This window comes from Arthrobacter sp. NamB2 (assembly GCF_005281365.1).
Classification (GTDB): domain Bacteria; phylum Actinomycetota; class Actinomycetes; order Actinomycetales; family Micrococcaceae; genus Arthrobacter_D.
The window spans coordinates 76,975-101,020 of the sequence record NZ_SZWI01000006.1 but is presented as its reverse complement, the minus strand read 5'-3'; the positions used below and the strand labels follow the sequence as shown (position 1 = coordinate 101,020).

22 protein-coding genes and 2 riboswitches are annotated in these 24,046 nt (G+C 68.3%); of the genes, 10 read left to right on the top strand and 12 right to left on the bottom strand.

The window, feature by feature from the left end:
- Positions 1 to 9 precede the first annotated feature (9 nt).
- Positions 10 to 792 carry a phosphoribosylformylglycinamidine synthase subunit PurQ gene (purQ, locus tag FDK12_RS11590; protein ID WP_411266167.1) on the top strand — a complete coding sequence of 261 codons (783 nt, stop codon included), beginning with the start codon at positions 10 to 12 and terminating at the stop codon, positions 790 to 792.
- The gene (gene purL, locus FDK12_RS11585; RefSeq protein ID WP_137369715.1) at positions 793 to 3,081 is read left to right on the top strand and encodes a phosphoribosylformylglycinamidine synthase subunit PurL; all 2,289 of its coding nucleotides are present in this window, start codon (positions 793 to 795) and stop codon (positions 3,079 to 3,081) included.
- A gap of 65 nt (positions 3,082 to 3,146) precedes the next feature.
- Here purL and FDK12_RS11580 read toward each other — a convergent pair whose 3' ends face one another.
- From FDK12_RS11580 to FDK12_RS11560, 5 genes are all read right to left on the bottom strand, one after another.
- A complete protein-coding gene (locus tag FDK12_RS11580; RefSeq protein ID WP_223263247.1) occupies positions 3,147 to 3,914 on the bottom strand; it encodes an SDR family NAD(P)-dependent oxidoreductase in 768 nt (255 codons plus the stop codon).
- Positions 3,915 to 3,923: 9 nt separating this feature from the next.
- The gene (locus tag FDK12_RS11575) at positions 3,924 to 4,784 is read right to left on the bottom strand and encodes a fumarylacetoacetate hydrolase family protein (protein ID WP_137369714.1); all 861 of its coding nucleotides are present in this window, start codon (positions 4,782 to 4,784) and stop codon (positions 3,924 to 3,926) included.
- Positions 4,785 to 4,908: 124 nt separating this feature from the next.
- On the bottom strand, positions 4,909 to 6,210 hold the full coding sequence (locus FDK12_RS11570) for an L-fuconate dehydratase (protein WP_137369713.1): 1,302 nt from the start codon (positions 6,208 to 6,210) through the stop codon (positions 4,909 to 4,911).
- A 37-nt stretch (positions 6,211 to 6,247) separates the two neighbouring features.
- Entirely contained in the window at positions 6,248 to 7,219 is a 972-nt protein-coding gene (locus tag FDK12_RS11565) for an aldo/keto reductase (protein WP_137369712.1), read from the bottom strand.
- A 299-nt stretch (positions 7,220 to 7,518) separates the two neighbouring features.
- Positions 7,519 to 8,085 carry a DUF1990 family protein gene (locus tag FDK12_RS11560; RefSeq protein WP_137369711.1) on the bottom strand — a complete coding sequence of 189 codons (567 nt, stop codon included), beginning with the start codon at positions 8,083 to 8,085 and terminating at the stop codon, positions 7,519 to 7,521.
- Positions 8,086 to 8,283: 198 nt separating this feature from the next.
- Here FDK12_RS11560 and FDK12_RS11555 point away from each other — a divergent pair, with 198 nt between their 5' ends.
- On the top strand, positions 8,284 to 9,114 hold the full coding sequence (locus FDK12_RS11555) for a DUF1206 domain-containing protein (RefSeq protein ID WP_137369710.1): 831 nt from the start codon (positions 8,284 to 8,286) through the stop codon (positions 9,112 to 9,114).
- A gap of 4 nt (positions 9,115 to 9,118) precedes the next feature.
- Here the strand turns inward: FDK12_RS11555 and FDK12_RS11550 are convergent, their stop codons facing one another.
- Positions 9,119 to 9,535, bottom strand: coding sequence for a CoA-binding protein (locus FDK12_RS11550; RefSeq protein WP_137369709.1), 417 nt, complete (start codon positions 9,533 to 9,535; stop codon positions 9,119 to 9,121).
- Between the two features lie 247 nt (positions 9,536 to 9,782).
- On the opposite strand from FDK12_RS11550, the gene FDK12_RS11545 reads away from it, so the two are divergent.
- The 4 genes from FDK12_RS11545 to acs all read left to right on the top strand — a co-directional run bounded on the left by FDK12_RS11545 (position 9,783) and on the right by acs (position 14,529).
- Positions 9,783 to 10,595, top strand: coding sequence for an ABC transporter ATP-binding protein (locus FDK12_RS11545; protein ID WP_137369708.1), 813 nt, complete (start codon positions 9,783 to 9,785; stop codon positions 10,593 to 10,595).
- 87 nt (positions 10,596 to 10,682) lie between these two features.
- The gene (locus tag FDK12_RS11540; protein ID WP_137369707.1) at positions 10,683 to 11,732 is read left to right on the top strand and encodes an aliphatic sulfonate ABC transporter substrate-binding protein; all 1,050 of its coding nucleotides are present in this window, start codon (positions 10,683 to 10,685) and stop codon (positions 11,730 to 11,732) included.
- Entirely contained in the window at positions 11,729 to 12,607 is an 879-nt protein-coding gene (locus FDK12_RS11535) for an ABC transporter permease (protein WP_137369706.1), read from the top strand. The genes FDK12_RS11540 and FDK12_RS11535 overlap by 4 nt, the downstream gene beginning before the upstream one ends.
- On the top strand, positions 12,598 to 14,529 hold the full coding sequence (acs, locus tag FDK12_RS11530; protein ID WP_137369705.1) for an acetate--CoA ligase: 1,932 nt from the start codon (positions 12,598 to 12,600) through the stop codon (positions 14,527 to 14,529). The genes FDK12_RS11535 and acs overlap by 10 nt, the downstream gene beginning before the upstream one ends.
- A 91-nt stretch (positions 14,530 to 14,620) precedes the next feature.
- Here the strand turns inward: acs and FDK12_RS11525 are convergent, their stop codons facing one another.
- The 3 genes from FDK12_RS11525 to FDK12_RS11515 all read right to left on the bottom strand — a co-directional run bounded on the left by FDK12_RS11525 (position 14,621) and on the right by FDK12_RS11515 (position 17,411).
- Positions 14,621 to 15,559, bottom strand: coding sequence for a LysM peptidoglycan-binding domain-containing protein (locus tag FDK12_RS11525; protein WP_137369704.1), 939 nt, complete (start codon positions 15,557 to 15,559; stop codon positions 14,621 to 14,623).
- 3 nt (positions 15,560 to 15,562) lie between these two features.
- Positions 15,563 to 15,774: riboswitch (cyclic di-AMP (ydaO/yuaA leader) on the bottom strand.
- An 82-nt stretch (positions 15,775 to 15,856) separates the two neighbouring features.
- A complete protein-coding gene (locus FDK12_RS11520) occupies positions 15,857 to 16,093 on the bottom strand; it encodes a hypothetical protein (protein WP_137369703.1) in 237 nt (78 codons plus the stop codon).
- Between the two features lie 61 nt (positions 16,094 to 16,154).
- The gene (locus FDK12_RS11515) at positions 16,155 to 17,411 is read right to left on the bottom strand and encodes a glycoside hydrolase family 6 protein (protein ID WP_137369702.1); all 1,257 of its coding nucleotides are present in this window, start codon (positions 17,409 to 17,411) and stop codon (positions 16,155 to 16,157) included.
- A gap of 252 nt (positions 17,412 to 17,663) precedes the next feature.
- A riboswitch (SAM riboswitch) is annotated at positions 17,664 to 17,768 on the top strand.
- On the opposite strand from FDK12_RS11515, the gene sfnG reads away from it, so the two are divergent.
- The 3 genes from sfnG (at position 17,762) to FDK12_RS11500 (ending at position 20,813) form a co-directional block, all read left to right on the top strand.
- The gene (gene sfnG, locus FDK12_RS11510; protein ID WP_137369701.1) at positions 17,762 to 18,940 is read left to right on the top strand and encodes a dimethylsulfone monooxygenase SfnG; all 1,179 of its coding nucleotides are present in this window, start codon (positions 17,762 to 17,764) and stop codon (positions 18,938 to 18,940) included. Its footprint overlaps the riboswitch before it by 7 nt.
- A complete protein-coding gene (locus FDK12_RS11505) occupies positions 18,940 to 20,316 on the top strand; it encodes an O-acetylhomoserine aminocarboxypropyltransferase/cysteine synthase family protein (protein WP_137369700.1) in 1,377 nt (458 codons plus the stop codon). Before sfnG ends, FDK12_RS11505 begins: the two co-directional genes overlap by 1 nt.
- The gene (locus tag FDK12_RS11500) at positions 20,313 to 20,813 is read left to right on the top strand and encodes a CoA-binding protein (RefSeq protein WP_137369699.1); all 501 of its coding nucleotides are present in this window, start codon (positions 20,313 to 20,315) and stop codon (positions 20,811 to 20,813) included. Before FDK12_RS11505 ends, FDK12_RS11500 begins: the two co-directional genes overlap by 4 nt.
- A 22-nt stretch (positions 20,814 to 20,835) precedes the next feature.
- On the opposite strand, the gene FDK12_RS11495 is transcribed toward FDK12_RS11500, so the two are convergent.
- The 3 genes from FDK12_RS11495 to mmsB all read right to left on the bottom strand — a co-directional run bounded on the left by FDK12_RS11495 (position 20,836) and on the right by mmsB (position 24,042).
- Entirely contained in the window at positions 20,836 to 22,047 is a 1,212-nt protein-coding gene (locus tag FDK12_RS11495) for a hypothetical protein (RefSeq protein ID WP_137369698.1), read from the bottom strand.
- On the bottom strand, positions 22,044 to 22,598 hold the full coding sequence (locus FDK12_RS11490) for an RNA polymerase sigma factor (protein WP_104117615.1): 555 nt from the start codon (positions 22,596 to 22,598) through the stop codon (positions 22,044 to 22,046). Before FDK12_RS11490 ends, FDK12_RS11495 begins: the two co-directional genes overlap by 4 nt.
- A gap of 208 nt (positions 22,599 to 22,806) precedes the next feature.
- Positions 22,807 to 24,042 carry a multiple monosaccharide ABC transporter permease gene (mmsB, locus tag FDK12_RS11485; protein WP_137369697.1) on the bottom strand — a complete coding sequence of 412 codons (1,236 nt, stop codon included), beginning with the start codon at positions 24,040 to 24,042 and terminating at the stop codon, positions 22,807 to 22,809.
- Positions 24,043 to 24,046 lie beyond the last annotated feature (4 nt).

Below are 24,046 nucleotides of genomic sequence, written 5' to 3'. Positions count from 1 at the left end.
GCCTCGAACATCGAAACGCCCCTCATCGGCGGCCCGCAGCCCGTGGCCTCGAACAACGAGGACAGCCCCCTGAACGGCGTGAAGGTCGGCGTCGTCACGTTCCCCGGCTCGCTCGACGATCGCGACGCCGTCCGCGCCGTCCGCCTCGCCGGCGGGTCCGCAGTCCACCTGTGGCACGGCGACCACAGCCTGCAGGACGTCGACGCCGTGATCATTCCCGGCGGTTTCTCCTACGGCGACTACCTCCGAGCCGGTGCCATCTCGCGCTTCGCCCCGCTCATGGAGCAGATCACCGCAGCGGCCTCCGGTGGGGCGGACGCCCTGCCCGTCCTCGGCATCTGCAACGGATTCCAGGTCCTCACCGAGGCGCACCTGCTGCCCGGCTCGATGATCAAGAACAACCACCTGCACTTCATCTGCCGTGACCAGCGCCTGCGCGTCGAGAACAACGGCACATCCTGGACCTCCGAGTACGCGGACGGCGAGGAGCTCGTCATCCCGCTCAAAAACCAGGACGGCCAGTTCGTGGCCGACAACCGCACGCTCGACGAACTCGAGGGCGAGGGCCGCGTGGTCTTCCGGTACGTCGACGGCAATCCCAACGGGTCGCGCCGCGACATCGCCGGCATCTCGAACGCGGCAGGCAACGTCGTCGGGCTCATGCCGCACCCCGAGCACGCGGTGGAGGCCGGCTTCGGCCCTGATTCCTCGGCGCGCGGCGAGGTAGAGGTCCGCGGCGGCACGGACGGACTCGGCATCTTCACGTCGGTACTCAAGAAGCTGGTGGGCTAAGTGACTGCGGAGACAACGTCCAAGAAGTTCAATATCGACACGGTCGCGAACGCCGAGGCCACGCCCGGCCAGGCGCTCCCCTGGGCCGAACTCGGCCTCAAGGAGAACGAGTTCCAGCGCGTCGAGGAAATCCTCGGCCGCCGCCCCACCGGTGCCGAACTCGCCATGTACTCGGTGATGTGGAGCGAGCACTGCTCCTACAAGTCCTCCAAGGTGCACCTGCGCCAGTTCGGCGAGAAGGTCACCGACGCCATGAAGGAGCACCTCCTCGTAGGCATCGGCGAGAATGCCGGCGTCGTCGACATCGGCGACGGCTGGGCCGTGACCTTCAAGGTGGAGAGCCACAACCACCCGTCCTTCGTGGAGCCCTACCAGGGTGCGGCCACCGGCGTCGGCGGCATCGTCCGCGACATCATCTCGATGGGCGCACGCCCTGTCGCCGTCATGGATCCCCTGCGCTTCGGCGCGATCGACCATCCGGACACAGCGCGACTCGTGCACGGCATCGTCGCGGGCATCGGCGGCTACGGCAACTCCCTCGGCCTGCCGAACATCGGCGGCGAGGTGGTCTTCGACTCCGTCTACCAGGGCAATCCGCTGGTCAACGCGCTCGCGGTCGGCGTCCTGCGCCACGAGGACATCCGCCTTGCCAACGCGTCCGGCGCGGGCAACAAGGTGGTCCTCTTCGGCGCCCGTACGGGTGGCGACGGCATCGGTGGCGCCTCGGTACTGGCCTCCGAGTCCTTCGATGACGCCAAGCCCTCCAAGCGCCCCGCCGTCCAGGTCGGCGATCCGTTCGCCGAGAAGGTGCTGATCGAGTGCTGCCTCGAGCTGTTCAAGGCCTCCGTGGTCGAGGGAATCCAGGACCTCGGCGCCGCCGGGATCTCCTGTGCGACGTCGGAACTCGCATCCAACGGCGACGGCGGCATGCACGTGGAACTGACCAACGTCCTGCTGCGCGACCCGTCCCTCACCCCCGGCGAGATCCTCATGTCGGAGTCGCAGGAGCGCATGATGGCGGTCGTGACGCCGGAGAACGTCTCCGCGTTCGAGGCGATCATGGACAAGTGGGCCGTGGAGTACTCCTGGCTGGGTGAGGTCACCGACACCGGGCGCCTCATCATCGAGTGGGACGGCGAGAAGATCGTCGACGTCGATCCGCGCACCGTCGCCCACGAGGGTCCTGTCTACGAGCGTCCCTATCACCGCCCGGAGTGGCTCGACGGCGTGCAGGCCGACACCTTCGCGCACGAGCGGCCCGCGGACCTGCGCGAAGCCATGCTCGAACTCATGGCCTCGCCCAACATGTGCGCGAAGAACTGGGTCACGGACCAGTACGACCGCTACGTGCAGGGCAACACGGCCCTTGCCATGCCGGACGACGCCGGAGTGATCCGCGTCGACGAGGAGACCGGCCTCGGTGTCGCCATCTCGACGGACGCCAACGGCCGCTACTCCTACCTCAACCCCTACGAGGGAGCGCGCCTGGCCCTCGCCGAGGCGTACCGCAACGTCGCGACATCGGGGGCCGAGCCGCTCGCCGTCACCGACTGCCTGAACTTCGGGTCACCGGAGGACCCCGAGGTGATGTGGCAGTTCGCCGAGAGCGTGCGTGGCCTCGCCGATGCCTGCCAGGAGCTCGGCGTTCCCGTGACCGGAGGGAACGTCTCGCTGTACAACCAGACCGGCGGCGTCGCCATCCACCCGACTCCGGTGGTCGGCGTCCTCGGCGTGTTCGACGACGTCGCGCGCCGCACGCCGTCGGGCTGGCGTGAGGACGGCCAGGCCGTCTACCTGCTGGGCACGACGGCGGACGAGCTGGACGGCTCGGAGTGGGCCAACCTGCGCGGCCACCTCGGTGGACAGCCTCCGGCACTGGACCTCGCCGCGGAGAAGACCCTCGCGGCGATCCTGGTGAACTGCTCGCGGGACGGCATGATCGACGCCGCCCACGACCTCTCCGAGGGCGGCCTCGCGGCCGGCCTGAGCGAGATGGCGCTGCGCTTCGGCGTCGGTGCGCGCATCGGCTTGGACGAACTGTGCGAGCGCGACGGGATCGACGCGTTCACGGCGCTGTTCAGCGAGAGCCAGGCCCGGGCCGTCGTCAGCGTCCCACGGTCCGAGGAAGTGCGCTTTAACGACATGTGCACGGCGAGGAATTTCCCCACCCTGCGCATCGGCGTCGTGGACACGGAGAACCAGGCGCTCGATGTGCAGGGCTACTTCACGCTGCCGCTCGACCAGCTCCGCGAAGCTCACGAGGGAACGCTGCCGAAGCACTTCGGCTAGGGAACCGGAGGCTGGGGAACCGGACAACCAGCGCCAGGACCTGATGGAACCCCGGTCCGCCTGCCTCAGGCGGACCGGGGCCTGAGCCGGAGGTTCTGCATACCGCCGTCGACGGCCAGTGCGACCCCGGTGGTCGATCCCGCGAGCGGTGACGCGAGGTAGGAGACCGCGGCCGCGATCTCCTCCGCGGTGACGAGCCTGCCGTGGGGCTGCCTGGCCTCCAACGCGGCGCGTTCGGCTAGCGGGTCCTCCGCCTTCTCGAGGAGGCGCTTGACCCACGGCGTATCTGCCGTGCCGGGATTGACGCAGTTGACGCGGATGCCCTCCGGCAGGTGATCAGCCGCCATGCCGAAGGTCAGTGACTGCACGGCGCCCTTGGACGCGGAATAGAGGGCCCGGGCCGGAAGGCCTGCGGTCGCCGCGATGGAGGAGACGTTCACGATGGCCGCAGCAGGTGACTCGCGCAGGTGCGGCAGGCCCGCCCTGCTGACCCGGACCATGCCGATCACGTTGATGTCGAACACGCGCTGCCACTCGGAATCGTCGTTGTCCGCGATGGTTCCCTGCGCACCGATGCCGGCGTTGTTGATGATGATGTCCAGCCTGCCGTAGTGGTCCACGACGGCGTCCACCGCCGATCGCACGGAGAGGTCATCGGACACGTCGCACCGCACGGTGAAGTGCTGCTCCGCAGCTGCCTCCGGCATCACGTCCAGCACGGCGACCCGGGCGCCCAGGTCTGCGAGCCGCCGTGCCACGGCGGCCCCGATGCCCGAGGCACCGCCGGTCACCAGTGCCACGAGTCCGTGCATCTCCTGCTGTGGTTCGTTCATCATCTGCTCCTAGGCCTCCCTGAAGACCTGGCGCTGGCGGCCAAGCCCCTCGATCTCGATCTCCACGACGTCACCGGCAGTCAGGTACGGGTGCTTGCCGGACAGGGCGACGCCCTGGGGTGTTCCGGTCAGGACGACGTCGCCGGCTTCGAGGGTGAGGTACTGGCTGAGGTGGTGCACGAGGAACGCCGGCGTGAAGATCATGTCCGCCGTACTCGAGTCCTGCCGGGCCTCACCGTTCACCCAGCTGCGCAGGCGGAGGTTCTCGGCTTCCACCTCGGCAGCAGGGACCAGCCATGGTCCGAGCGGGGAGAACCCCGGCGCGCACTTTCCCTTCGACCACTGGCCGCCTGAATCATCCAGCTGGAAGGTTCGTTCCGAGAGATCGTTCGCCGCGAGGAAACCGGCGATATGGTCGGCCGCCTGCTCGACCGAGTCGAGGTAGCCGGCCCGCTTGCCGATGACGACACCGAGTTCGACCTCCCAGTCCGTCCTGGTGCTGCCCCGGGGTATGAAGGCGTCGTCGTCCGGCCCCGCGAGTGTATTCGGGGTCTTGAGGAAGATGATGGGGGTGTCGGGCGGCGTCGAGCCGGACTCGGCCGCGTGCGCAGCGTAGTTCATGCCTACGCAGATGATGGCCGAAGGACGCGCGATCGGCGCGCCGATGCGTTCGCCGCCGATGTCGGCTCGGGGCAGGGACCCCGTCTCGAGCCCTTTCCGCACAGCAGCTATTCCGTCCGCAGCGAGGAATTCACCCGTGATGTCGGGCGTCAGCGACGAGAGATCGTAGGCTTGCTCGTTCCCGTCCCTGTCGACGGCCAGAACCGCCGGCCGCTCTGATCCGATCGGTCCGTAGCGTAGTAGTTTCATCGTGCTCCTTCGGTCCTCGATGCCCGGCCCGGCTGCTGGAGCTCGGACCACCGTTGCAGCATCAGCGTGATGCCCTGATGACGTGCGCTTCCGATCAACTGTGCAGGCATCGGATGGATGCGCCTCACTGCTGCCCGGACCAGTAAGCGCCATGCGGGAAGGCGAATTCCTTGATCGACGCCTCGTGCATCTCGGCGCTGTAACCGGGCCTGGCGGGCACCCTGTAGGCCGCGTTCTCGACGATGCAGGGGTCCACGAAATGCTCGTGCAGGTGATCCACGTACTCCGTGACCCTGTTGTCCAGCGATCCGGAGATGGCGATGTAGTCGAAGATCGACAGGTGCTGGACAAGCTCGCACAGCCCGACCCCACCGGCGTGCGGACAGACGGGTACGTTGAACTTCTTCGCCATGAGGAAGACCGGGAGGATCTCGTTGATGCTGGCGAGTCGGGCCGAGTCCAGCTGACAGAAGTCGATCGCCTCCGCCTGGAACATCTGTTTGAAGAGCACCCGGTTCATCCCGTGTTCCCCTGTCGCGACCCCGATCGGCGACACTGCCTGTCGGATGGCAGCGTGCCCGAGGACGTCGTCCGGGCTTGTCGGTTCCTCGATCCACAGCGGGTTGAACCGGGCGAGGGAGCGCACCCACTCTATGGCTTCAGGGACATCCCACACCTGGTTCGCGTCGATCATCAGGTGGGCGTCCTCGCCGATCACCTCCCGCACGATTCCCAGACGCCGGATGTCGTCGTCCCTGTGGGCTCCTACTTTCAGCTTGATGTGCCGGTAGCCCTCGTCCACCGCTTCCTGGCAGAGCCTGCGCAGCTTCTCGTCCGAGTAGCCCAGCCAGCCCGCGCTCGTCGTGTAGCAGGGGTAACCGCTCGCCTCCAGTTCGGCGACCCTCTGCGAGCGCGTCGGAGCCATGTCCCGCAGGAGGTCGAGGGCTTCCTCCCGGGTGAGCGCGTCGGAAAGATACTGGAGGTCGGCGACGTCGACGAGTTCCTCCGGAGTCATCTCACTCAGGAGCCTCCACAGGGGCTTGCCCGCGGCGCGGGCCGCCATGTCCCACACCGCATTCATCACAGCGGCCAGGGCCAGGTGCTCGACCCCTTTCTCGGGGCCCAGCCACCGTAGCTGGGAATCCGACTTCAGCTCGCGGTAGGTCCTGCCGAGGTCGGACAGGAGCTCCTGGACGTTGCGACCGACCAGCGGCTTGGCGCGCTGCTCCGCTGCCAGGACGCAGATGTCGTTCCCGCGACCGATGGTGAAGGTGAATCCATACCCGGACAGTGCCGGATCGTCCGTTCGGAGCGTGACATAGGCCGCCGAGTAGTCGCCGTCCTTGTTCATGGCATCCGAACCTGCGGCCGTCAACGATGTCGGAAACCGTACATCCACGACCTCGGCCGAGGTGATGATGGTCATTCGTGCTCCTTCGGTAGTGTGACAGCTTCACGGTGGTTCACTGGGGAATCAGTCCCTCGTGACGGAGGTCGTCCCAGAGCGCGTCCGGGATCGGCCTCAGGTAGCGCTCGACGCTCCCTCGGACCTGCTCGTCGGTGCGTCCTCCGACGACGACCGAGACGGTGGCGGGGTGGCGCAGGGGAAAGGCGACGGCCGCATCCGGAAGTGAGACCCCGTGTCGTTCGCAGATGTCCGCGATCCGATGCGCGCGTGCGACGAGTTCCGCCGGAGCCGTCTCGTAGTTGTACTTCGCATCGCTCCGTGGCCGGTCCCTGGAAAGGAGCCCCGAGTTGTAGACGCCCGCAATGATCACTCCGACGCCGCGATCGACCGCGAGCGGCATCAGGTCGGCGAGGGCCCCCTGCTCGAGCAGGGTGTAGCGTCCGGCGAGCATGACGACGTCGATGTCGTACCTCCGGATGAACTCGGCCGGCATCGCGGACTGGTTCATCCCCGCCCCGATGGCGGTGATGACGCCCGCCTCCCGGAGGCGGAGCAGTGCCGGGAGCGCCTCCTCCATGGCCGGACCGCCGTGGTCGTCGGGGTCGTGGAGGTAGACGATGTCGATGCGATCGAGCCCCAGGCGTTCGAGGCTCTCGTCGATCGAGCGCTTGATCCCGTCGGCGCTGAAATCCCACTGGCGCCGCAGGGTGGCAGGGACGTCATAACCGCTGTCGGTGTCGCGCTGGCCCTCGCCGCCGGGGTTGGGCACGAGCAGGCGCCCTGCTTTCGTCGAGAGGACGAAGTCGTCGCGGTCCTTCGTGCGGAGCAACGCCCCGAGGCGCCGTTCCGACAAGCCCAGTCCGTAGTGGGGCGCGGTGTCGAAAGAGCGGATCCCGGCCTGCCATGCCGCCTCGAAGGCACCCTCCGCCTCGGCGTCGGTGGTCTCTCGGTAGAGATTGCCGAACTGCGCGGTGCCCAGACCCAGTTCGGTGAGTGCCAGGCCGTTGGCCAGTGTGCGTGTCTGCATGGTGCTTTCCCTTCGCTCCCCCGGACGCCCGATCATCGGTCGGGCCCCGCCGTCTGCCGTTCGTCCTGCCCCGGTGCCGGTCCTGTGGATTCGCGGACAACCAGCGCCGGGGCCGGGTGGGAGACCACGACGTTCTCGGCTGCACCAGTGTCGGGGCAGTCCCAGAACGACTCCACGGCGCGCCTGCCCGGGGCCCGGGGCAAGGGCCACGTCAGGACAGGTGGGCGAGGACGGGCGGGCGGAGACATCCGACCGGTGGCGTGCGAGCCCCGGGACGGAGCCCGGCCGTCGGTAGCCGGTCAGACCTCCCCCGCCAGTTCCCGCGCAGCCTTCACGTAGCGCGACAGCACGTACCCCTGCGTCAGCCTGGTCACGGGTGCGGCGAGCCGGTACACAACGTTTGCGGGCACGCTGTAGGCGGAGCAGATGAACCGCACGCGGTTGTCAGCGGTCAGCTCGGCATAGAAACCCTCCTCACCGCGCACGGGGTGGCCGGGCAGTGTCCCGTAGCCGAAGCCACTGCGCTGGCCGGGGACGGCCCGGCCCGCACCGTCGAGCCGCGGCGCCCTCGACCAGATCACCCGGCACGGCGCCTTGATCCTGGCGGGGCCGACGCCGAACCCGGAGACGACTTTGACCCCCGGTGCCGCGCGCTCGGCGTCGGACGTCATCGAGAGGCCTGCCCGCCGGTGAAGCCCCCATGCGAGAATCCCTTCCGCGAGGGCGAGAAAGGCGGCCGGTGGGTCCTCGCTCCCGATGTCGTGCGACTCCACCATCACGGTGTAACCGGCGGGCCAGCCTCCCTCCAACGACTCCGGGAAGGGTCTGTCGGTCGCGCCCCGTTCGTCATACGTGAACTGCTCCATGCGTGCCTCTTCCGTCGACCTGCACTCCAAGGACGCCCACCATCGGCCGCGGGTGGTGATCCTCGACCCAACCTACTGGAACGGGAGGGGCGCCGAAGGCCGGGCAGTGGCAGGATGGAGGTCCAGACCGGCACGGACGCACCTGGGGTGTCCGACCCGCCGATCCGACAGGGAAGCGGGAGCATCATGGCACGAGGGATGGGCACATCGGGTAAGGGTGCCGCTGAAGGGGCGTCCGACGCCGCAGAGGAAGCGGTCAACTCCAAGCAGTTCGAACTGGTGGCGCGTGCGGGCTACGTCGCCGCCGGCATCCTGCACTTCCTCATCGGGCTCATAGCGCTCGGACTGGCGAACGGCGGCTCCGGAAGCGCCGACCAGAGCGGAGCGATCGGTCAGCTCGCAGCGAGTCCCGGCGGGACCTTCCTGCTGTGGTTCTGTTTCATCGGGTGCGTCGCCCTCGCCCTGTTCAACCTCGGCGACGTCTTCTTCGGATCGCGGGGCCTCAGGGGCAAGGACAAGCTGACCGCCCGCCTGAAGAGCGGCGGCCAGGCCGTCGTCTACGCCGCCATCGGCGTGACGTTCGGACGGTTCGCACTCGGTGGTTCGAGCGACAGCAGCAGCAGTACGAGTTCGTTGAGCGCGTCCCTCATGGGCAGCCCAGCGGGCAAGGTCCTCCTCATCGCCATCGGCGTGGGGATCCTCGTCGTCGGAGGCTACTTCATCGTCAGCGGCGCCACCCGGCGCTTCCGCGAGAAGATCTCGCACCTCCCGGCCGGTGCGCTCGGCAGCGCCGTCATGATGCTGGGCACCGTGGGGTACATCGCCAAGGGATTCGCCCTCGGGGTCCTGGGAGTCCTCGTCGTGGTCGCTTCCGTCACGAACAACCCGGAACAGTCCACCGGGCTCGACGGCGCCCTCAAGGCACTGCGCGACCAGCCCTTCGGAGTGTGGCTGCTCGGCGCGGTGGCTCTCGGACTCATGGCATACGGCGTGTTCATGGTGGTGCGCTCGAAGTACCAGCGCATGTGACCGGCTAGAGCCCGAGCGCCGGCGCCTCCATGACAGGGCACGTATCCATGACGACGTCGAGCCCGGCCTCCGCGGCTCGACGCGCGGCATCCTCGTCGATCACGCCCAGCTGGAGCCACACCGAGCGTGCACCCACCGCGATCGCCTGATCCACCACCGCGCCCACACGCGACGAATTCACGAAGCAGTCGACGACGTCGATCCTGCCGGGGATATCGGCGAGCCTCGTGTAGCCCTTCTGCCCGTGGACGTCGTCGCCCTTGAGGCTCACCGGAACGACATCCATCCCCAGGCGGTCCAGGAGGAAGCGTGAGACGCCGACGGCAGCGCGGCGCGGATTGTTGGACAGGCCGACGACCGCCCAGCGGCCGTGCTCCGTCAGGAGCCTCCTGACGACCTGCGGATCGTTCTGGTGTGCCACCGAGCCTCCCGGGTTTTGTTACAGCGTTTGTTACACGGTCCATTTTGCTCCTGCGGGAGCCCGGGCGTTTCATTGAGGTGACCATCCCGAGCGGCCGAGAGACCTGGATCGATGAAGCCGCAGCAACCCTGGTTGCCCGCATCCCCCTGATGCCGGGCGATATCGAGGCCCGAGCCACGGGAACCACCGCATCCGGTGGACAAGGCTCGCTCCGTAGGGTGCTACCGCCAGGACCGATGGAGAGATCATGACCGCAGTCCTGGCACCCGGCAGTACCCAGCCCCACCACAAGCAGGCCCTCGGCGTGCGCTTTTCCGGCCTCGGGCGCAGCTTCGGGTCCTCGACCGATCGCCGCGTCGTCCTCAGGGACGTGACCGTCGACGTGAAGCCTGGCGAGATCCTCGCCATCCTCGGCACCAGCGGATGCGGCAAGTCCACCCTGCTGCGCGCCGCCGCGGGGCTGGACGTACCGGACAGCGGCGAGGTGCTGATCGACGGAACGCCCGTCAGGGGCATCGATGAGCGCTGTGCCGTCGCCTTCCAGGAGCCACGACTGTTGCCGTGGCACACGCTGCAGGCCAACGTGGCGATCGGGTTGCCGAAGTCCTCCAGTGCGAGCGCCGGCAAGGCGAAGGTCGTCGAGCTGCTCAAGCTGGTGGGCCTCGACGCGTTCGCGAAGCATCGGCCGCGTGAGGTGTCCGGCGGCATGGCGCAGCGCACCTCGCTCGCCCGCGCTCTCGCCCGGAATCCCGGCGTGCTGCTGCTCGATGAACCGTTCGGCGCGCTCGATGCCCTCACGCGCATCAAGATGCAGGACCTCCTCCTCGACATCCACCGCGCGCAGCCCACGACGGTGCTGCTCGTGACGCACGACGTCGATGAAGCGCTGCAGCTAGCCGACCGCATCCTCGTCCTCGGGCGTCGCGACGACGATGATCCCGGCTCCACGGTCGCGGAACTCGTTCCTGTTCCAGGCGCCCGCCCGCGGTCCCGCAATGCCGCGGACCTCGCGATGCTGCGCAGCTCCCTGTTGTCCCGCCTCGGCGTCACCGGGCACTAGCCCGGCTCCTCGATCCGCGCGCGCCGTCGTCGTTCGGCCTGCGCCACCCTGCCTTTTCCCTGCCGCACCCTCCACCAAAGGACCATCATGAATCGCCGCGCCTTCCTGCCCACGCTCGCACTCGCCACTGCCCTCTCGTTCAGCCTCAGCGGCTGCCTCGCGGGTGAGAATGCCGCCGACACGCAGCCCGCGGCGGATGGTGGATCGGAGGCCGTCACGCAGGGCGGAACGCTCAATATCGACTTCGCCACCTACAACCCGCTGAGCCTCATCATCAAGGAGCAGGGCTGGCTGGAGGAGGAGCTCGCGGACCAGGGAATCACCGTCAACTGGGTGCAGTCGGCCGGCTCCAACAAGGCCAACGAAGCGCTGCGGGCGGGTGCGATCGATGTCGGTTCGACCGCCGGTTCCGCCGCGCTGCTCGCCCGCTCGAACGGCTCGCCCATCAAGGCCATCGACATCTACTCGCAGCCCGAATGGGCCGCCCTCGTGACCCTCCCCGAGTCGGGGATCACGAGCGTCGAGGACCTGCGCGGCAAGTCCGTGGCGGCGACCCGCGGAACGGACCCGTACTTCTTCCTGCTGCAGGCGCTCGAATCCGCAGGCGTCGCGCAGTCGGAGGTCACGATCGAGAACCTGCAGCACGCGGACGGCCGCGCCGCGCTGGCGAGCGGCGCCGTCGATGCCTGGTCCGGTCTCGATCCGATCATGGCGGCTGCCGAGCAGGACGGCGCCCAGCTGTTCTTCCGGGACATCGACTTCAACACCTACGGCTTCCTCAACGCGACGGAGGACTTCCTCGCCGGGAAGCCCGACGTCGCCCAGACGGTCGTGAACGCGTACGAGAAGGCTCGGGAGTGGGCCAAGGAGAACCCGGAGGAGACGGCAGCCATCCTCGCCGAGGTGGCGGGAATCGATGCCGCCGTCGCCACCGCGGTGATCATCGACCGCACCAACCTCGACGTCGATCCCGCTCCGGGTGACGCCCAGCGCAGCGTGCTCGAGAAGATCGGCCCCGTCTTCGTCGAGACCGGGGACGTGCAGAGCCAGGTACAGATCGACGAAGCCCTGGACACCCTGCTGGACGCCTCCCTCGTCGAGAAGGCCGACCCGGCCTCGATCGGCGCCGGCTCATGAGTGCGGACCACCTGACCGGGCGCAGCGCGGTTCCTTCCAGCACGCAGGGCCTCGCCGCGACCGGCTCGCCGGTGACAGGCGACGGCGCTACGCGGGAACGCGGTCCCGTGGGGGGCCGGGCGGGCAAGCGCGCGAGCGTCCTCCTGCTCGGACTGATCGTCCCGGCCCTGATCCTGCTCGCCTGGCACCTCAGCACCGCCTCGGGGTTCTTCCGGCCGTCGCAGCTGCCCTCCCCCGTGTCGGTGTTTGCCGCGGCCGTCGACCTCATCGAGCGCGGGCAACTCGCCACCCACGTCCTGATCTCGACCCAGCGCGTCCTCCTCGGATTCCTCATCGGCTCCCTCCTCGGTGTGGTGGCCGGCGCCCTGCTGGGTCTGTCCCGCATCGCGGACATCCTGCTGACCCCGACGGTCAGCGCACTGCGGGCCGTTCCATCCCTCGCCTGGGTTCCGCTGCTGGTTCTCTGGATCGGCATCAATGAGGACTCGAAGGTAACCCTGATCACCATCGGCGCCTTCTTCCCGGTCTTCACGACGCTGTACCTCGGCCTGCGGCACGTCGACCGCAACCTCGTCGAGGCCGCGCGCGCCTTCGGGCTCAACGGCGTCCGCCTGCTGACCACGGTGCAGTTGCCCGCCGTCGTGCCGGCGCTGTTCTCCGGGCTCCGGCTCGCCCTCGCGCAGTCCTGGCTGTTCCTCGTCGCGGCCGAGCTCATCGCCTCGTCGATGGGGCTCGGCTTCCTGCTCATCGATTCCCAGCAGAACGGTCGCGTGGACCGCATCATCCTCGCGATCATCCTGCTGGCCGTCATCGGCAAGACCACGGATGCACTCCTGGGCATCGCGGAGCGTTGGGCTGTGCGTCGATGGGCATAGGCACGACGACGGGCGCGGCCGCGCTGCAGGACGAGGCAGACCGGCTCGCGTTCTGGGAGGAGCAGGCCGGCAGGCTCGACTGGAGCACGCGGTGGCACACCCTCCACACGTTCGAGAAGGCGACGCCCCAGGACGACGGTTCGCTGCGCGTTCCGGTCATCGAGTGGTTCGCGGGTGGCACGCTGAATGTGGCTGCGAACTGCGTGGACCGGCACGTGGCAGCGGGGAACGGGGACCGGGTGGCCCTGCACTTCGAGGGCGAGCCCGGCGACCGCCGCACCGTGACCTACGCGGACCTGCAGGACGAGGTCTCCAGGGCAGCCAACGCGCTGCTCGCACTCGGCATCGGCAAGGGCGACCGCGTGGTCATCTACCTGCCGGTCCTCGTGGAGACCGTGGTGGTCACCCTCGCCTGCGCCCGGATCGGGGCGGTGCACTCCCTGGTCTTCGGCGGGTTCTCGGCGGAGGCTCTCCGGTTCCGGGTCGAGGACACCGGAGCCAAGCTGCTCGTCACCACCGATGGGCAGTTCCGGCGCGGCGTCGCCGTTCCGGTCAAGGACAATGCGGACGCCGCGGTGTCGGGCGACAACAGCATCGAGCACGTGCTCGTCGTGCGTCGCACCGATTCGGAGGTCAGCTGGACCGACGGTCGTGACGTCTGGTGGCACGACGTCGTTGACTCCGCCTCCTCCCACCACGAGCCGGAGGCGTTCGACGCCGAGACACCCCTGTTCATCATGTACACCTCGGGGACGACGGGTAAGCCCAAAGGGCTCGTCCACACCTCCGGCGGCTACCTGACGCAGGCGTCGTGGAGCTTTGAGCACCTCTTCAGCCATCCGGACCCCGCGCTGCGCGGGAGCGACGTCCACTGGTGCACCGCGGACCTCGCCTGGGTCACTGCGCACACCTACGAGCTCTACGGTCCACTGTCGAACGGCGCGACCCAGGTCATCTTCGAGGGCACCCCGAACACTCCGCACCCCGGCCGCCACTTCGAGATCATCGAACGCTACGGCGTCACGAGCTACTACACGGCTCCCACGCTGGTCCGCTCGCTCATGGGCTGGTTCCCCGACGGCGTCCCGTCGGAGTACGACCTCTCGAGCATCCGCGTGCTCGGGACGGTGGGCGAGGCCGTGAACCCCGAAGCGTGGCGGTGGTTCCGGAAGAACCTCGGCCGCGACGAGGTTCCCGTCGTCGATACGTGGTGGCAGTCCGAGACGGGAGCCACCGTGCTCTCCCCAGGCCCGACGGACACCGTCTTCAAGCCGGGCTGTGCCGCCCGGGCGCTACCGGGCGTCAGCACCCGCATCGTGGACGAGGAGGGCCGACGCGTTCCCCAGGGCGTCCAGGGGCTGATCGTCGTGGATCGCCACGGACCCGCCATGGCCCGGACCGTGTGGGGCAACCCGCAGCGCTATCTCGACTCCTACTGGCGGAAGTTCGCCGCGCAGGGCTGGTTCCTCGCGGGCGACGGGGCGCGCTACGACGACGACGGCGACACCTGGATCCTGGGGCGCGTCGACGACGTCATCAACGTCTCGGGGCACCGCCTGTCCACCATCGAGATCGAATCGGCGCTGGTCGAGCACCCGCTGGTGACCGAAGCCGGCGCCTGCCCGATCTCGGATCCGCTGACAGGCCACGCCATCGCGGCGTTCGTGGTGCTCGCTGCCGGTGCCGATCCGACGGCGGACGTCGCGACGACTCTTCGCGCACACGTTGCGCAGGCCATCGGGCCGATCGCCCGCCCCGCCGCGGTCGTCGTCGTTCCCGATGTACCCAAGACGCGCTCCGGCAAGATCATGCGGCGCCTGCTGACGCAACTGTACGAGGGCACCGCGCTCGGCGACACGACGTCGTTGCAGAACGAGGGCTGCATCCCCGGCATCCAGGACGTCTTGGCCGGACGGCCGTAGGTACCACCGTTTTACGCAGGCCTTTAACGAAGGAAGCGGCAGGCGCCCCGTCCAGGCACCTGCCACTTCCGGCGTGTGGTTCGTTCCGGCGCTAGCCCGCTACGCGAACGAAGGACGCTCCCGGAAGGTCCGAGAGGGGGTGCTGCAGGGTGAGGTTCGACCCGTTCATGCCACTGCTGATGACCTGGCCACCGCCGACGTAGATGGCTACGTGGCCGCCCGTGATGACGATGTCGCCAGGAGCGGGGGTGGCCACCGTTGCGCCGAACTGGAAGAACTGCGAGGGGCCGAGGTCTCCGACGGAGATACCGGCGGCGCGCAGCGCCTTCTCGACGAGCACGGTGCAGTCCTGGACGGCACCGGCCGCGAGCTGCGACTGCGCGGATGCCACGAGGGTCCCTGCGACACCGCTGGTCGAGGCCACCGGGGTGACGTCAGCCGAGGCGAGGTACATTCCGGACCCGGCGGCGGTGGACACGGCAGGCGCCGCGGCAACGGCTGCAGCCTGCTGCGCCGGAGCGATCTCGGCAGCGGGAGCGACGGCGGCGGTTGGGACCGCAGCAATCGTCACGGACTGGGTGGGGGCCTGGACTGCATCGCCGGCGGGGATGGTGATGCTGTCGCCGGGGAAGATGATCGACGCCACGGAGAGGCTGTTGACCGAAAGAACGGCCACCAGGTCCACGCCGTAGCTGGCGGAGATGCCTCCCAGGGTGTCGCCCGGGACGACGGTGTGCGTTCCACCGGCCGCTGCGACAGCCGCGGCGGCGGGAGCGACTGCGGTGGGAACAGCAGGGGCGGGAACAACAGGGGCAGCGACTGCTGCCGATGCCGACGTCGTGCCCTGTTCCGTGGTGGAACCCGCGTGTGCCGTGCCGACGGCGGTGAGCGCGAGGCCCGACGTGACGGCAACGATGGCGACGGGACGGCCGACGGCGGTGGCGCGGCCCTTCACTGCGCGGGACAGGCTCTGCAGAGCGAGATTGCCGTCGGTGGCAGCACGGTGGCGTGCCGGGGTGTTTCGTGACATGGATCTATACCTCTCCCATGCCTACGGGGTGAGCTGTCGGGTTCGGATGGGAGTCACCCGGCCGCGCCCCCGCCTCGTGGGCGATGGTGCTGCGGCTTAACCCCAAGGACGTCGGCAGGTGAACCTGCGCGCCCGATGGAACTGTGGTTCCCCCGTCCCCGCCTTCGTGATTGCGAACGACCCCGGTCGGCGGCAGGGCTCGGCAATCCGACCAGGAGCGCCTCCCATGGACGGAGGCACCCGACGACGATAGCCAGCGCTCGTCCGGTTTGTCACATTTGTGTAACGGCGCTTACCCTACCCACGCACGCGGGTCGCGTGCCAGCGCCGGAGTGCGGCGACAGTGCCAGCCACACTGAGTGCGAGCAGCGCGGCTTGCTGGAAGTAGAACCAACCGGTCACGTGCGAGCCCCCGCTGGTTGCCACGAGAAGGATGCTGCTGACGAGGGTCAATGTCAGTACCGCACCGACCGCGGACAGGGTGCTCCAGAGCCTCCGCTCCTGAACACGCTGCGCCGACTTCCAGCTCTCCATTGCTCCACCCTAGGCGCAGGGGCGCGTGCGCGGCCGAACCGGGCCGCGCACGCGCGTTGTACTACGGTCGAACCGGCGCGCTGGCGTTCCTGATGAGGTCGAGTGCCTGCTCTGGGAACCAGGCTCCGGCGGCGGGATCCACGCGGCCCCACTCGGGATCCACTCCCCCGTTGTCCGTCAGCCCGCGGCTGCACTCGCCGTCGGACTCACCCGGCACCTTGATCCACAGGAAGGCATCGGCCAGGGGATTGCCGGTATCTGACGTGGGCAGGTAGCCCAGCCCGCGGCTCGGCGGGTTGCACCAGACCTGGGGGTCCGGGTATGCCGCCGTCGGAACCCAGGGACCCTTTCCGTTGCGGCTCGTGTCGATGACGAAGTGTGCGAGGTCATCGTTCGACGGCGCGTTCGGGGCTGCGTCGACGTTCTGCGCGTACCAGGCGTCCGTCAGCCCCCACGTGGAGAAGTCGGCGGGTGACGCCGGGTGGTACTGGCTGCCACAGGAGCCGTAGGCGCCCGGATTGATCTCGGTGGCGTAGTAGATGCACTTCGATACCCAGCTGCCGAACTTCAGCTGCCGCTCTGTGAGCTCGTAGTTGGAGACGTTGAGGAAGAAGCCGTCGGCCTTCTGCACGCCGGCCCTCACGAGCCGGCTCGAGATCTCCCCGGTGCCCAGCCACGCGCTGTGCGTCCCGTCCAGATACACCGTGGTATTGGGCAGGGCCTTGAGCTGATCCACCGCATAGTTGAGCATCTCGTAACGCTCCGCTGCCGCCGTCTGCGGATTCGCCTCCGCCGGCTGGCACCACTCGGATGCGCCGTCGAGGCTCTTGTTCCACGGGATGATGCCCAGGCCGTCCGGCTCGAGCACCACCAGGGCCGCCCTGTCCTCGATGCCTGCGGCGAGGGCGTCGACCCAGGCCTTGTAGCCGGCGACGTCGGTCGCACCACCGGCGGAGTACTGCGAACAGTCGCGGAACGGCAGATTGTAGGCGGCGAGTACAGGGACCTGCTTCTTGCCTGCTGCACGGTGCGTGGTGTTCCGGACCTCCTGGGTCACGGTCGCCGGATCGCTGCCGGTGACCCAGACTGCCTGCGGGGCCGAGATCATTCCGCTGAGGCTGTCCGCCGTGGAGCGGTCGCCCGAGGACCGCAGGTCAGCGATCTGCCGCTGGGCCTCGTGGTAATGGCTCTTCTTCGGGACGTAGAACTCGGTGGCCGAGTCCACGGCTGGTCCGGGCCCTTTCCCGGGCCCCTGGGCCGCGGCCGGAAGGGCGGTGAAACCGGTGGAGGCGAGGACCCCTGCAAGTGCAAGGGTCATGGCGCACGTCCTGGAAATGCTGAGCATCGTTGCTCCTCATAGGTGGGTTGGCGGCGATGAAGCCCGATCAGGAGGCGCTTCCACCCCCCGTGGAAGCGCTCCCACGGCCAGTCTTTGTTGTGCTCGCCAACTTTGTCAAGGTCCTCAGCACACTGACGGTGGACCCACGGCGCCGCACCCGGGGCGCGCCGGCCGCTGCTCACGGGGCGAAACATTGTTTGGTTCTGCAGCGTGCCGGTGTCACACTCGAACCGACCATCCCGAGCGGCTGAGAGATCTGGCTCACTGACGCCGCAGCAACCCTGGCCTATGCATCGATGCGGCGACAGAAGGGTGCTACTGCCAGGCCGATGGAGGAGACCATGAGCGTTGCCGACCTTTCCATACCCCTGAAATTCGCCTACTGGGTACCCAACGTCAGTGGTGGACTGGTGGTCTCGACCATCGAGCAGCGGACCAGCTGGGACTTCGACTACAACAAGAAGCTCGCCCGCATCGCGGAGGACGCCGGCTTCGAGTACGCGCTCTCGCAAACCCGCTACGCCGCGTCCTACGGCGCCGACAAGCAGCACGAGGCGACGTCGTTCTCGCTCGCCCTCCTGGCGGCGACCGAGAAGCTGAAGGTCATCGCCGCGGTCCACCCCGGTATGTGGCACCCCGGCGTGCTCGCGAAGTTCATCATCACGGCGGACCACATCTCCAACGGCCGTGCCGCGGTCAACATCGTCTCCGGGTGGCTCAAGGACGAGTTCACCAACTTCGGCCTCGAGTGGCTCGAGCACGACGAGCGCTACGTCCGCACCGAGGAGTTCATCCGGGTGCTGCGCGGCCTGTGGACCGAGGAGGGCTACAGCCAGGCGGGGAAGTACTACGACATCAACAACTTCACCCTGAGCCCGGCCCCCGTGGACGTCCCAGGACGCCCGCACCCCGAGATCTTCTTCGGCGGGAACTCGACGGCGGCCCAGGCGACTGCGGGCCGCGTCGCGGACTGGTACTTCTCCAACGGCAAGGATCTCGAGGGCTTCAAGGAGAACATCGCAGGAGTCCAGGCCGCCGCAGCCCAGGCCGGACGGCGCCCCCGGTACGGGCTGAACGGTTTCGTGATCGCGCGTGACTCCGAGAAGGAGGCACGCGACACCCTGCGCGAGATCGTCGAGAAGGCCCACCGGCCCGCCGTCGAGGGCTTCCGTGCCGCCGTCCAGGAGGCAGGCGCCTCGACGAAGGACGGCAAGGGCATGTGGGCCGATTCCACCTTCGAGGACCTCGTGCAGTACAACGACGGCTTCAAGACCCAGCTCATCGGTACGCCCGAGCAGATCGCCGAACGGATCGTCGAGTACAAGAAGATCGGCGTCAACCTCTTCCTCACCTGCTACCTGCACTTCCAGGAGGAGGTAGCCGCCTTCGGTACCGACATCCTGCCGATCGTGCGCGAACTGGAGGCCGACGCCGCCCGCAAGGCCGGCGTCGACTTCGACCCCGAATCCACCCTCGCACTCAATGAACCCAGCAAGGCAGGTGTCTGATGGCAGAACGTTCCTTCGGTTTCCGCACGCGTGCACTCCACGCCGGCGGCACGCCCGACGCAACCCACGGTGCCCGGGCGGTGCCGATCTACCAGACGACGTCGTTCGTGTTCAAGGACACCAACGACGCCGCCAACCTCTTCGCGTTGCAGAAGTACGGCAACATCTACTCGCGCATCGGCAACCCCACCGTCGCGGCCTTCGAGGAGCGCATCGCTTCCCTCGAGGGCGGCATCGGAGCGGTGGCGACGGCGTCGGGCATGAGCGCGGAGTTCATCACCTTCGCCGCCCTGTGCCAGGCCGGTGACCACATCGTCGCCGCTTCCCAGCTGTACGGCGGGACCGTCACGCAGCTCGACGTCACGCTGCGCCGCTTCGGCATCGAGACCACCTTCGTCCCCGGGACCGATCCGGCGGACTACGCAGCGGCGATCCGCGAGAACACCAAGGCCGTCTACGCGGAGGTGATCGCGAACCCCTCGGGTGAGATCGCGGACCTCGCAGGCCTGGCGAAGGTGGCTCACGACGCGGGTATCCCGTTCATCGTGGACTCGACGCTCAGCACGCCCTACCTCGTGCGGCCGCTCGAGCATGGCGCGGACATCGTCATCCACTCCGCCACGAAGTTCATCGGCGGGCACGGCACCACGCTCGGCGGAGTCATCGTGGAGAGCGGACGGTTCGACTGGGGCAACGGCAAGTTCCCCATGATGACCGAGCCCGTCCCCTCCTACGGCAACATCCAGTGGTGGGCGAACTTCGGCGAGTACGGCTTCCTCACCAAGCTGCGCACGGAGCAGCTCCGCGACATCGGGCCGTCGCTGTCGCCGTCGTCGGCCTTCCAGCTGCTGCAGGGCGTCGAGACCCTCGCACAGCGCCTCGACGAACACCTCGAGAACGCGCAGGCCGTCGCCGAATGGCTGCAGGCGGACCCCCGCGTGGAGTACGTCAACTACGCGGGACTGCCCACGCACGCGCACCACGAACGCGCGAAGACCTACCTGCCGCAGGGACCCGGATCGGTCTTCAGCTTCGGCATCAAGGGTGGCCGCAAGGCCGGGCAGAAGTTCATCGAGTCGCTGCAGCTGGCCTCCCACCTCGCCAACGTCGGCGACTCCCGGACCCTCGTGATCCACCCGGGTTCGACGACGCACCAGCAGCTCTCCGCGGAGCAGCTCGTCGCGGCGGGCGTCCCGGAGGACCTGGTCCGCATCTCGGTGGGCCTGGAGGACCTCGACGACATCCTGTGGGACCTGGACCAGGCGCTCGACCTCGCCGCCAACGGCGCGGACGAAGGATTCGACGAGCTCCCACAGACGGCTGCCGGACAGAACGACGACGTGTCGACGACGCGCGCAGTAGGAGTGGGAGCATGAGCAGCACTGCACCGGAACGGACGTGGGAAGGCCCGTCGGCCCCTGAACGCCTGAACCTCCTGAGGAACGCGCGCTCTGTCGCCATCGTCGGCGCCTCCGACAAGCCGTCGCGCGCGTCCTACTTCGTCGCGACCTACCTGCAGTCGTCGTCGCCCTACCGCCTGTACTTCGTGAACCCGGTGGCCAAGGAGATCCTCGGACAGCCCGCCTACGCGTCGCTGAATGACCTGCCCGAGGTGCCCGACGTCGTCGACGTCTTCCGCAGGCACGACGACCTGCCCTCGGTCCTCGAGGAGACGCTTGCCGTGGGCGCGAAGACACTCTGGCTGCAGCTGGGCTCGTGGCACGAGGACGTCGCACGGGACGCTGAGGCAGCCGGTTTGAACGTGGTGATGGACCGCTGCATCAAGATCGAGCACGCGCGGTTCCACGGCGGTCTCAACCTGGCCGGATTCAACACCGGCATCATCTCGTCGAAGAGGCAGATCACCTCGTAGGGCCGCCCGCTGTTCCGGCTGCTCAGTCGGCGGCCGGAACAGCCTTCGGTGCGGGCTCGGGCTCCGCGGGTGCGGAGGTCACCGGAAGCGCGTCGACAGCACTCGGCCCGGTCTGCTCCGATGGTTCGGCATCACCGGCCTCCGCTGGACCATCCGCGACGAGGACATCGGCCGGGAAGAGCGCCCAGGGATCGTCCGCGAGCGCCACCGGAGCCGGAAGGACCAGCAGATCCGCGGGCGGAGGGCTGTCCATCACGATCCGTGCGAAGTCCTGCTCCGCGCGCGTCGTCCCTGCGTCGGCGAGGCTCCTGCCGGGCCTGACGGGATCGGCTGTCCTGCTGTCCTTCCGGCCCGGGTCGCCAAGCTCCGTCTGCTGGGGTTGCTTGGTCTGCTGGGTCTGCTTGCTCTGTTTGGTCTGCTGCGGTGCTTCGCTCGTCCCCGAGGCGTCCTCCCCACGGCCCTTCTGCTTGTCCGTGGGCGTCGTATGCCCGGGGTCCTGAGCACCACGAAGCCCGCGTACCGGCGGATGCGCGCCGGAGGGACCGGCCGGCGGAGTTACACCGGTGGGACCGGACGGGGACGCCGGAACGGCAGGCGCGACGGGACGAGCCGGCGACGGCGGCGCGTCTGGAAGCGCGCGCGCACGGTGAGCGCCCGCCGCTCCCTCGGGACGCGCATCACTTCCAGGGGGTGCGGCATAGGGCGGTAATTCCCCTGCCTCCGCTGCCTCCCCTGCGGCGGGCGGCACCACGGCCGCCGTTCCGCCGGCCGCCGCGACTGTCGGCGCAGGAACGGGAGCCGGAACTGCGCCGAAGCCGTCGGAGGAAGCCTCGGGCGCCACGACGTCCTCATTCCCGGCGTCGAGCGGGGACGAGGAACGGTCCTCGGGAGCATCACCGGCACCTGCGGTGAAGCGCGTGATCGAGCCGACCGCATTCCCCAGTCCTTCAGGGAGGTGCAGGGTCCCCGCTGCCACGCCGGACATGCCGACGCCCATCGACACGGCGAGAGCACCTCCGATGAACGTGACGCGCCGCTTGAACCTGCGGCCCTGGGGCGCCCGCCCGCCGTCGGCCATCAACTGGGCCAGTTCGGCGGATGCCTCGGGACCTGGACCGGCACCGAGCGCCCTGATGTCCAGCAGTGCGCGCACGACGGCGGCATCCTGCGGGACGCCCGCCTCGTCCAGGAGCTGCCGCACGGAGTCCGGCGACGAGGTGTCACGTCCAGTCATAGCGCTTCCGATTCTGTGGGTACGACGAGTTCCTTCAGCTTGAGCAGTCCCCGGCGCTGGAGCTGCTTCACCGATCCCGCCGATCGTCCGAGGATCTCGGCCACCTGCTCGATCGGCAGTTCCGCCACGATGCGCAACAGGAGCACGTCGCGCTGCTCCGCATTGAGCTGCGCCAGCATCCCGCCGGCCGACCCGGCGTCGAGGTTCCCCAGCGCCACTGTCTCCGCGGAATCGGTAGCCCTGGTGTCGCCGTCGGCTTCGTAGCCCACGAGCACCGGCGCGCGCATCTTCTTCCGTACCTCGTCCACGTGTCGGGCGTGCGCGACCGAGAACGTGAACGTGCGCAGTCCCGACAGCCCCCCGGTCACGGTCGCCAGTTTCGAGAAGACCGTGAGGAAGACTTCCTGCGTCAAGGCTTCCGGGTCCTCCGACCCGCGGCCCCTGAAATACCCCAGGACTGCAGGGCACATCGCCTCGTAGATCAAGGCGAAAGCCTCTGGTTCACCCGCTTGTGCGCGAACGAGCGCATCATCAGGCAGCGGTGTGACCACGGTGTCTTCCTTGTTCGGGCGGAACGGCGACACCATCGTAACCGTTGCCTTCCAGCCGAAGGCGCCAGCCCTCCCGGGCCGGGGCAAAAGAAGGCCGCACCGAGGCCCGTTGGGGGATAAGCCTCGGTGCGGCGCTTACACAGTGGTAATCGATGGACCGTGCGGGAAAGTTACGCACGTCCGGTCTTTTTTCTTCTTCTCGCCATCCCTATTTCAGGGCGTTCGAGGCACGGCGCTTGTTGAAGACGTCGAAGCCGACGGCAAGCAGGAGCACCATGCCCTTGATGAACTGCTGGTAGTCGATGCCCACGCCGAGCAGGGACATGCCGTTGTTCAGCACACCCATGATCAGGCCACCGGTGATGGCCCCGATCACGGTACCCACGCCGCCGGTCACGGCGGCCCCGCCGATGAACGCAGCCGCGATGGCGTCGAGCTCGAAGAGGTTGCCCGCTCCCGGCCCGGCCGAGTTCAGCCGCCCGGTGAAGATGAGACCGGCGAGCGCCGCCAGCACACCCATGTTGACGAACAGCATGAAATCGATGCGCTTGGTGTTGACGCCGGACAGCTGGGCTGCCTGGAGATTGCCACCCCGCGCATAGATGTGGCGACCGAAGACGCTGTTGCTCATCACCGTGCTGTACGCCACGATCAGGATGCCGAGGACCACGAGGACGATCGGCGTCCCGCTGCGGGAGCCGGCGAGCAGGTAGGTCAGGCCGAGGATGATGAACGCGATGAAGGCGAGCTTGGTGAAGAACCAGGCGGCAGGCTCGTCCTCGAGGTTCAGCCGGGCCCGGGTGGCCCGTCCGCGGAGCTGGGTGATGACCAGCAGGACGACGGCGAGGACGCCGAGGCCGACCGTGGTCCAGTCCAGGATGTTCGTCTCCGCCGGGAACAGCCCGGGGAACAGGAAGCCTCCGCCGAGCTGGCGGTATTCCTCGGGGAAGCCGGTGATGCGCTGGTTCTCGAGAACGATCTGCGTCAACCCGCGGAACACGAGCATGCCCGCAAGCGTGACGATGAAGGCCGGGATGCCCACGTAGGCCACCCAGAAGCCCTGCCAGGCCCCGACGAGCCCGCCGATGATCAGCGAGGCGAGGAAGGCGACCCACCAGGGGAAGTTCCAGTCCTGCACCATGATGCCGGACATGGCTCCGACGAAGGCCGCCACCGAGCCGACCGACAGGTCGATGTGGCCGGCCACGATGATCATGACCATGCCGATGGCCAGGAGCAGGATGTAGCTGTTCTGCACGATGATGTTCGAGACGTTGTCCGGCTGCAGGAGCGCGCCGCCGGTCAGCACCTGGAACAGGGTGACGATCACGAGGAGTGCTACGAAGATACCGATCTGGCGAAGCCTGCTCGTGAGGAAGGAGAGCCCACCCTTCACAGTGGGAGGTGGCGTCGCGATCTCAGGGTCCCTGACGGTGGTTGCCATGGAG

What these genes read in the sequence shown, in the direction of transcription:
- FDK12_RS11580 (WP_223263247.1), bottom strand. Translation starts at nt 3,914, where the DNA reads ATGAACGAACCACAGCAGGAGATGCACGGACTCGTGGCACTGGTGACC.
- FDK12_RS11575 (WP_137369714.1), bottom strand. Translation starts at nt 4,784, where the DNA reads ATGAAACTACTACGCTACGGACCGATCGGATCAGAGCGGCCGGCGGTT.
- FDK12_RS11570 (WP_137369713.1), bottom strand. Translation starts at nt 6,210, where the DNA reads ATGACCATCATCACCTCGGCCGAGGTCGTGGATGTACGGTTTCCGACA.
- FDK12_RS11565 (WP_137369712.1), bottom strand. Translation starts at nt 7,219, where the DNA reads ATGCAGACACGCACACTGGCCAACGGCCTGGCACTCACCGAACTGGGT.
- FDK12_RS11560 (WP_137369711.1), bottom strand. Translation starts at nt 8,085, where the DNA reads ATGGAGCAGTTCACGTATGACGAACGGGGCGCGACCGACAGACCCTTC.
- FDK12_RS11555 (WP_137369710.1), top strand. Translation starts at nt 8,284, where the DNA reads ATGGGCACATCGGGTAAGGGTGCCGCTGAAGGGGCGTCCGACGCCGCA.
- FDK12_RS11545 (WP_137369708.1), top strand. Translation starts at nt 9,783, where the DNA reads ATGACCGCAGTCCTGGCACCCGGCAGTACCCAGCCCCACCACAAGCAG.
- FDK12_RS11540 (WP_137369707.1), top strand. Translation starts at nt 10,683, where the DNA reads ATGAATCGCCGCGCCTTCCTGCCCACGCTCGCACTCGCCACTGCCCTC.
- FDK12_RS11535 (WP_137369706.1), top strand. Translation starts at nt 11,729, where the DNA reads ATGAGTGCGGACCACCTGACCGGGCGCAGCGCGGTTCCTTCCAGCACG.
- acs (WP_137369705.1), top strand. Translation starts at nt 12,598, where the DNA reads ATGGGCATAGGCACGACGACGGGCGCGGCCGCGCTGCAGGACGAGGCA.
- FDK12_RS11525 (WP_137369704.1), bottom strand. Translation starts at nt 15,559, where the DNA reads ATGTCACGAAACACCCCGGCACGCCACCGTGCTGCCACCGACGGCAAT.
- FDK12_RS11520 (WP_137369703.1), bottom strand. Translation starts at nt 16,093, where the DNA reads ATGGAGAGCTGGAAGTCGGCGCAGCGTGTTCAGGAGCGGAGGCTCTGG.
- FDK12_RS11515 (WP_137369702.1), bottom strand. Translation starts at nt 17,411, where the DNA reads ATGACCCTTGCACTTGCAGGGGTCCTCGCCTCCACCGGTTTCACCGCC.
- sfnG (WP_137369701.1), top strand. Translation starts at nt 17,762, where the DNA reads ATGGAGGAGACCATGAGCGTTGCCGACCTTTCCATACCCCTGAAATTC.
- FDK12_RS11505 (WP_137369700.1), top strand. Translation starts at nt 18,940, where the DNA reads ATGGCAGAACGTTCCTTCGGTTTCCGCACGCGTGCACTCCACGCCGGC.
- FDK12_RS11500 (WP_137369699.1), top strand. Translation starts at nt 20,313, where the DNA reads ATGAGCAGCACTGCACCGGAACGGACGTGGGAAGGCCCGTCGGCCCCT.
- FDK12_RS11495 (WP_137369698.1), bottom strand. Translation starts at nt 22,047, where the DNA reads ATGACTGGACGTGACACCTCGTCGCCGGACTCCGTGCGGCAGCTCCTG.
- mmsB (WP_137369697.1), bottom strand. Translation starts at nt 24,042, where the DNA reads ATGGCAACCACCGTCAGGGACCCTGAGATCGCGACGCCACCTCCCACT.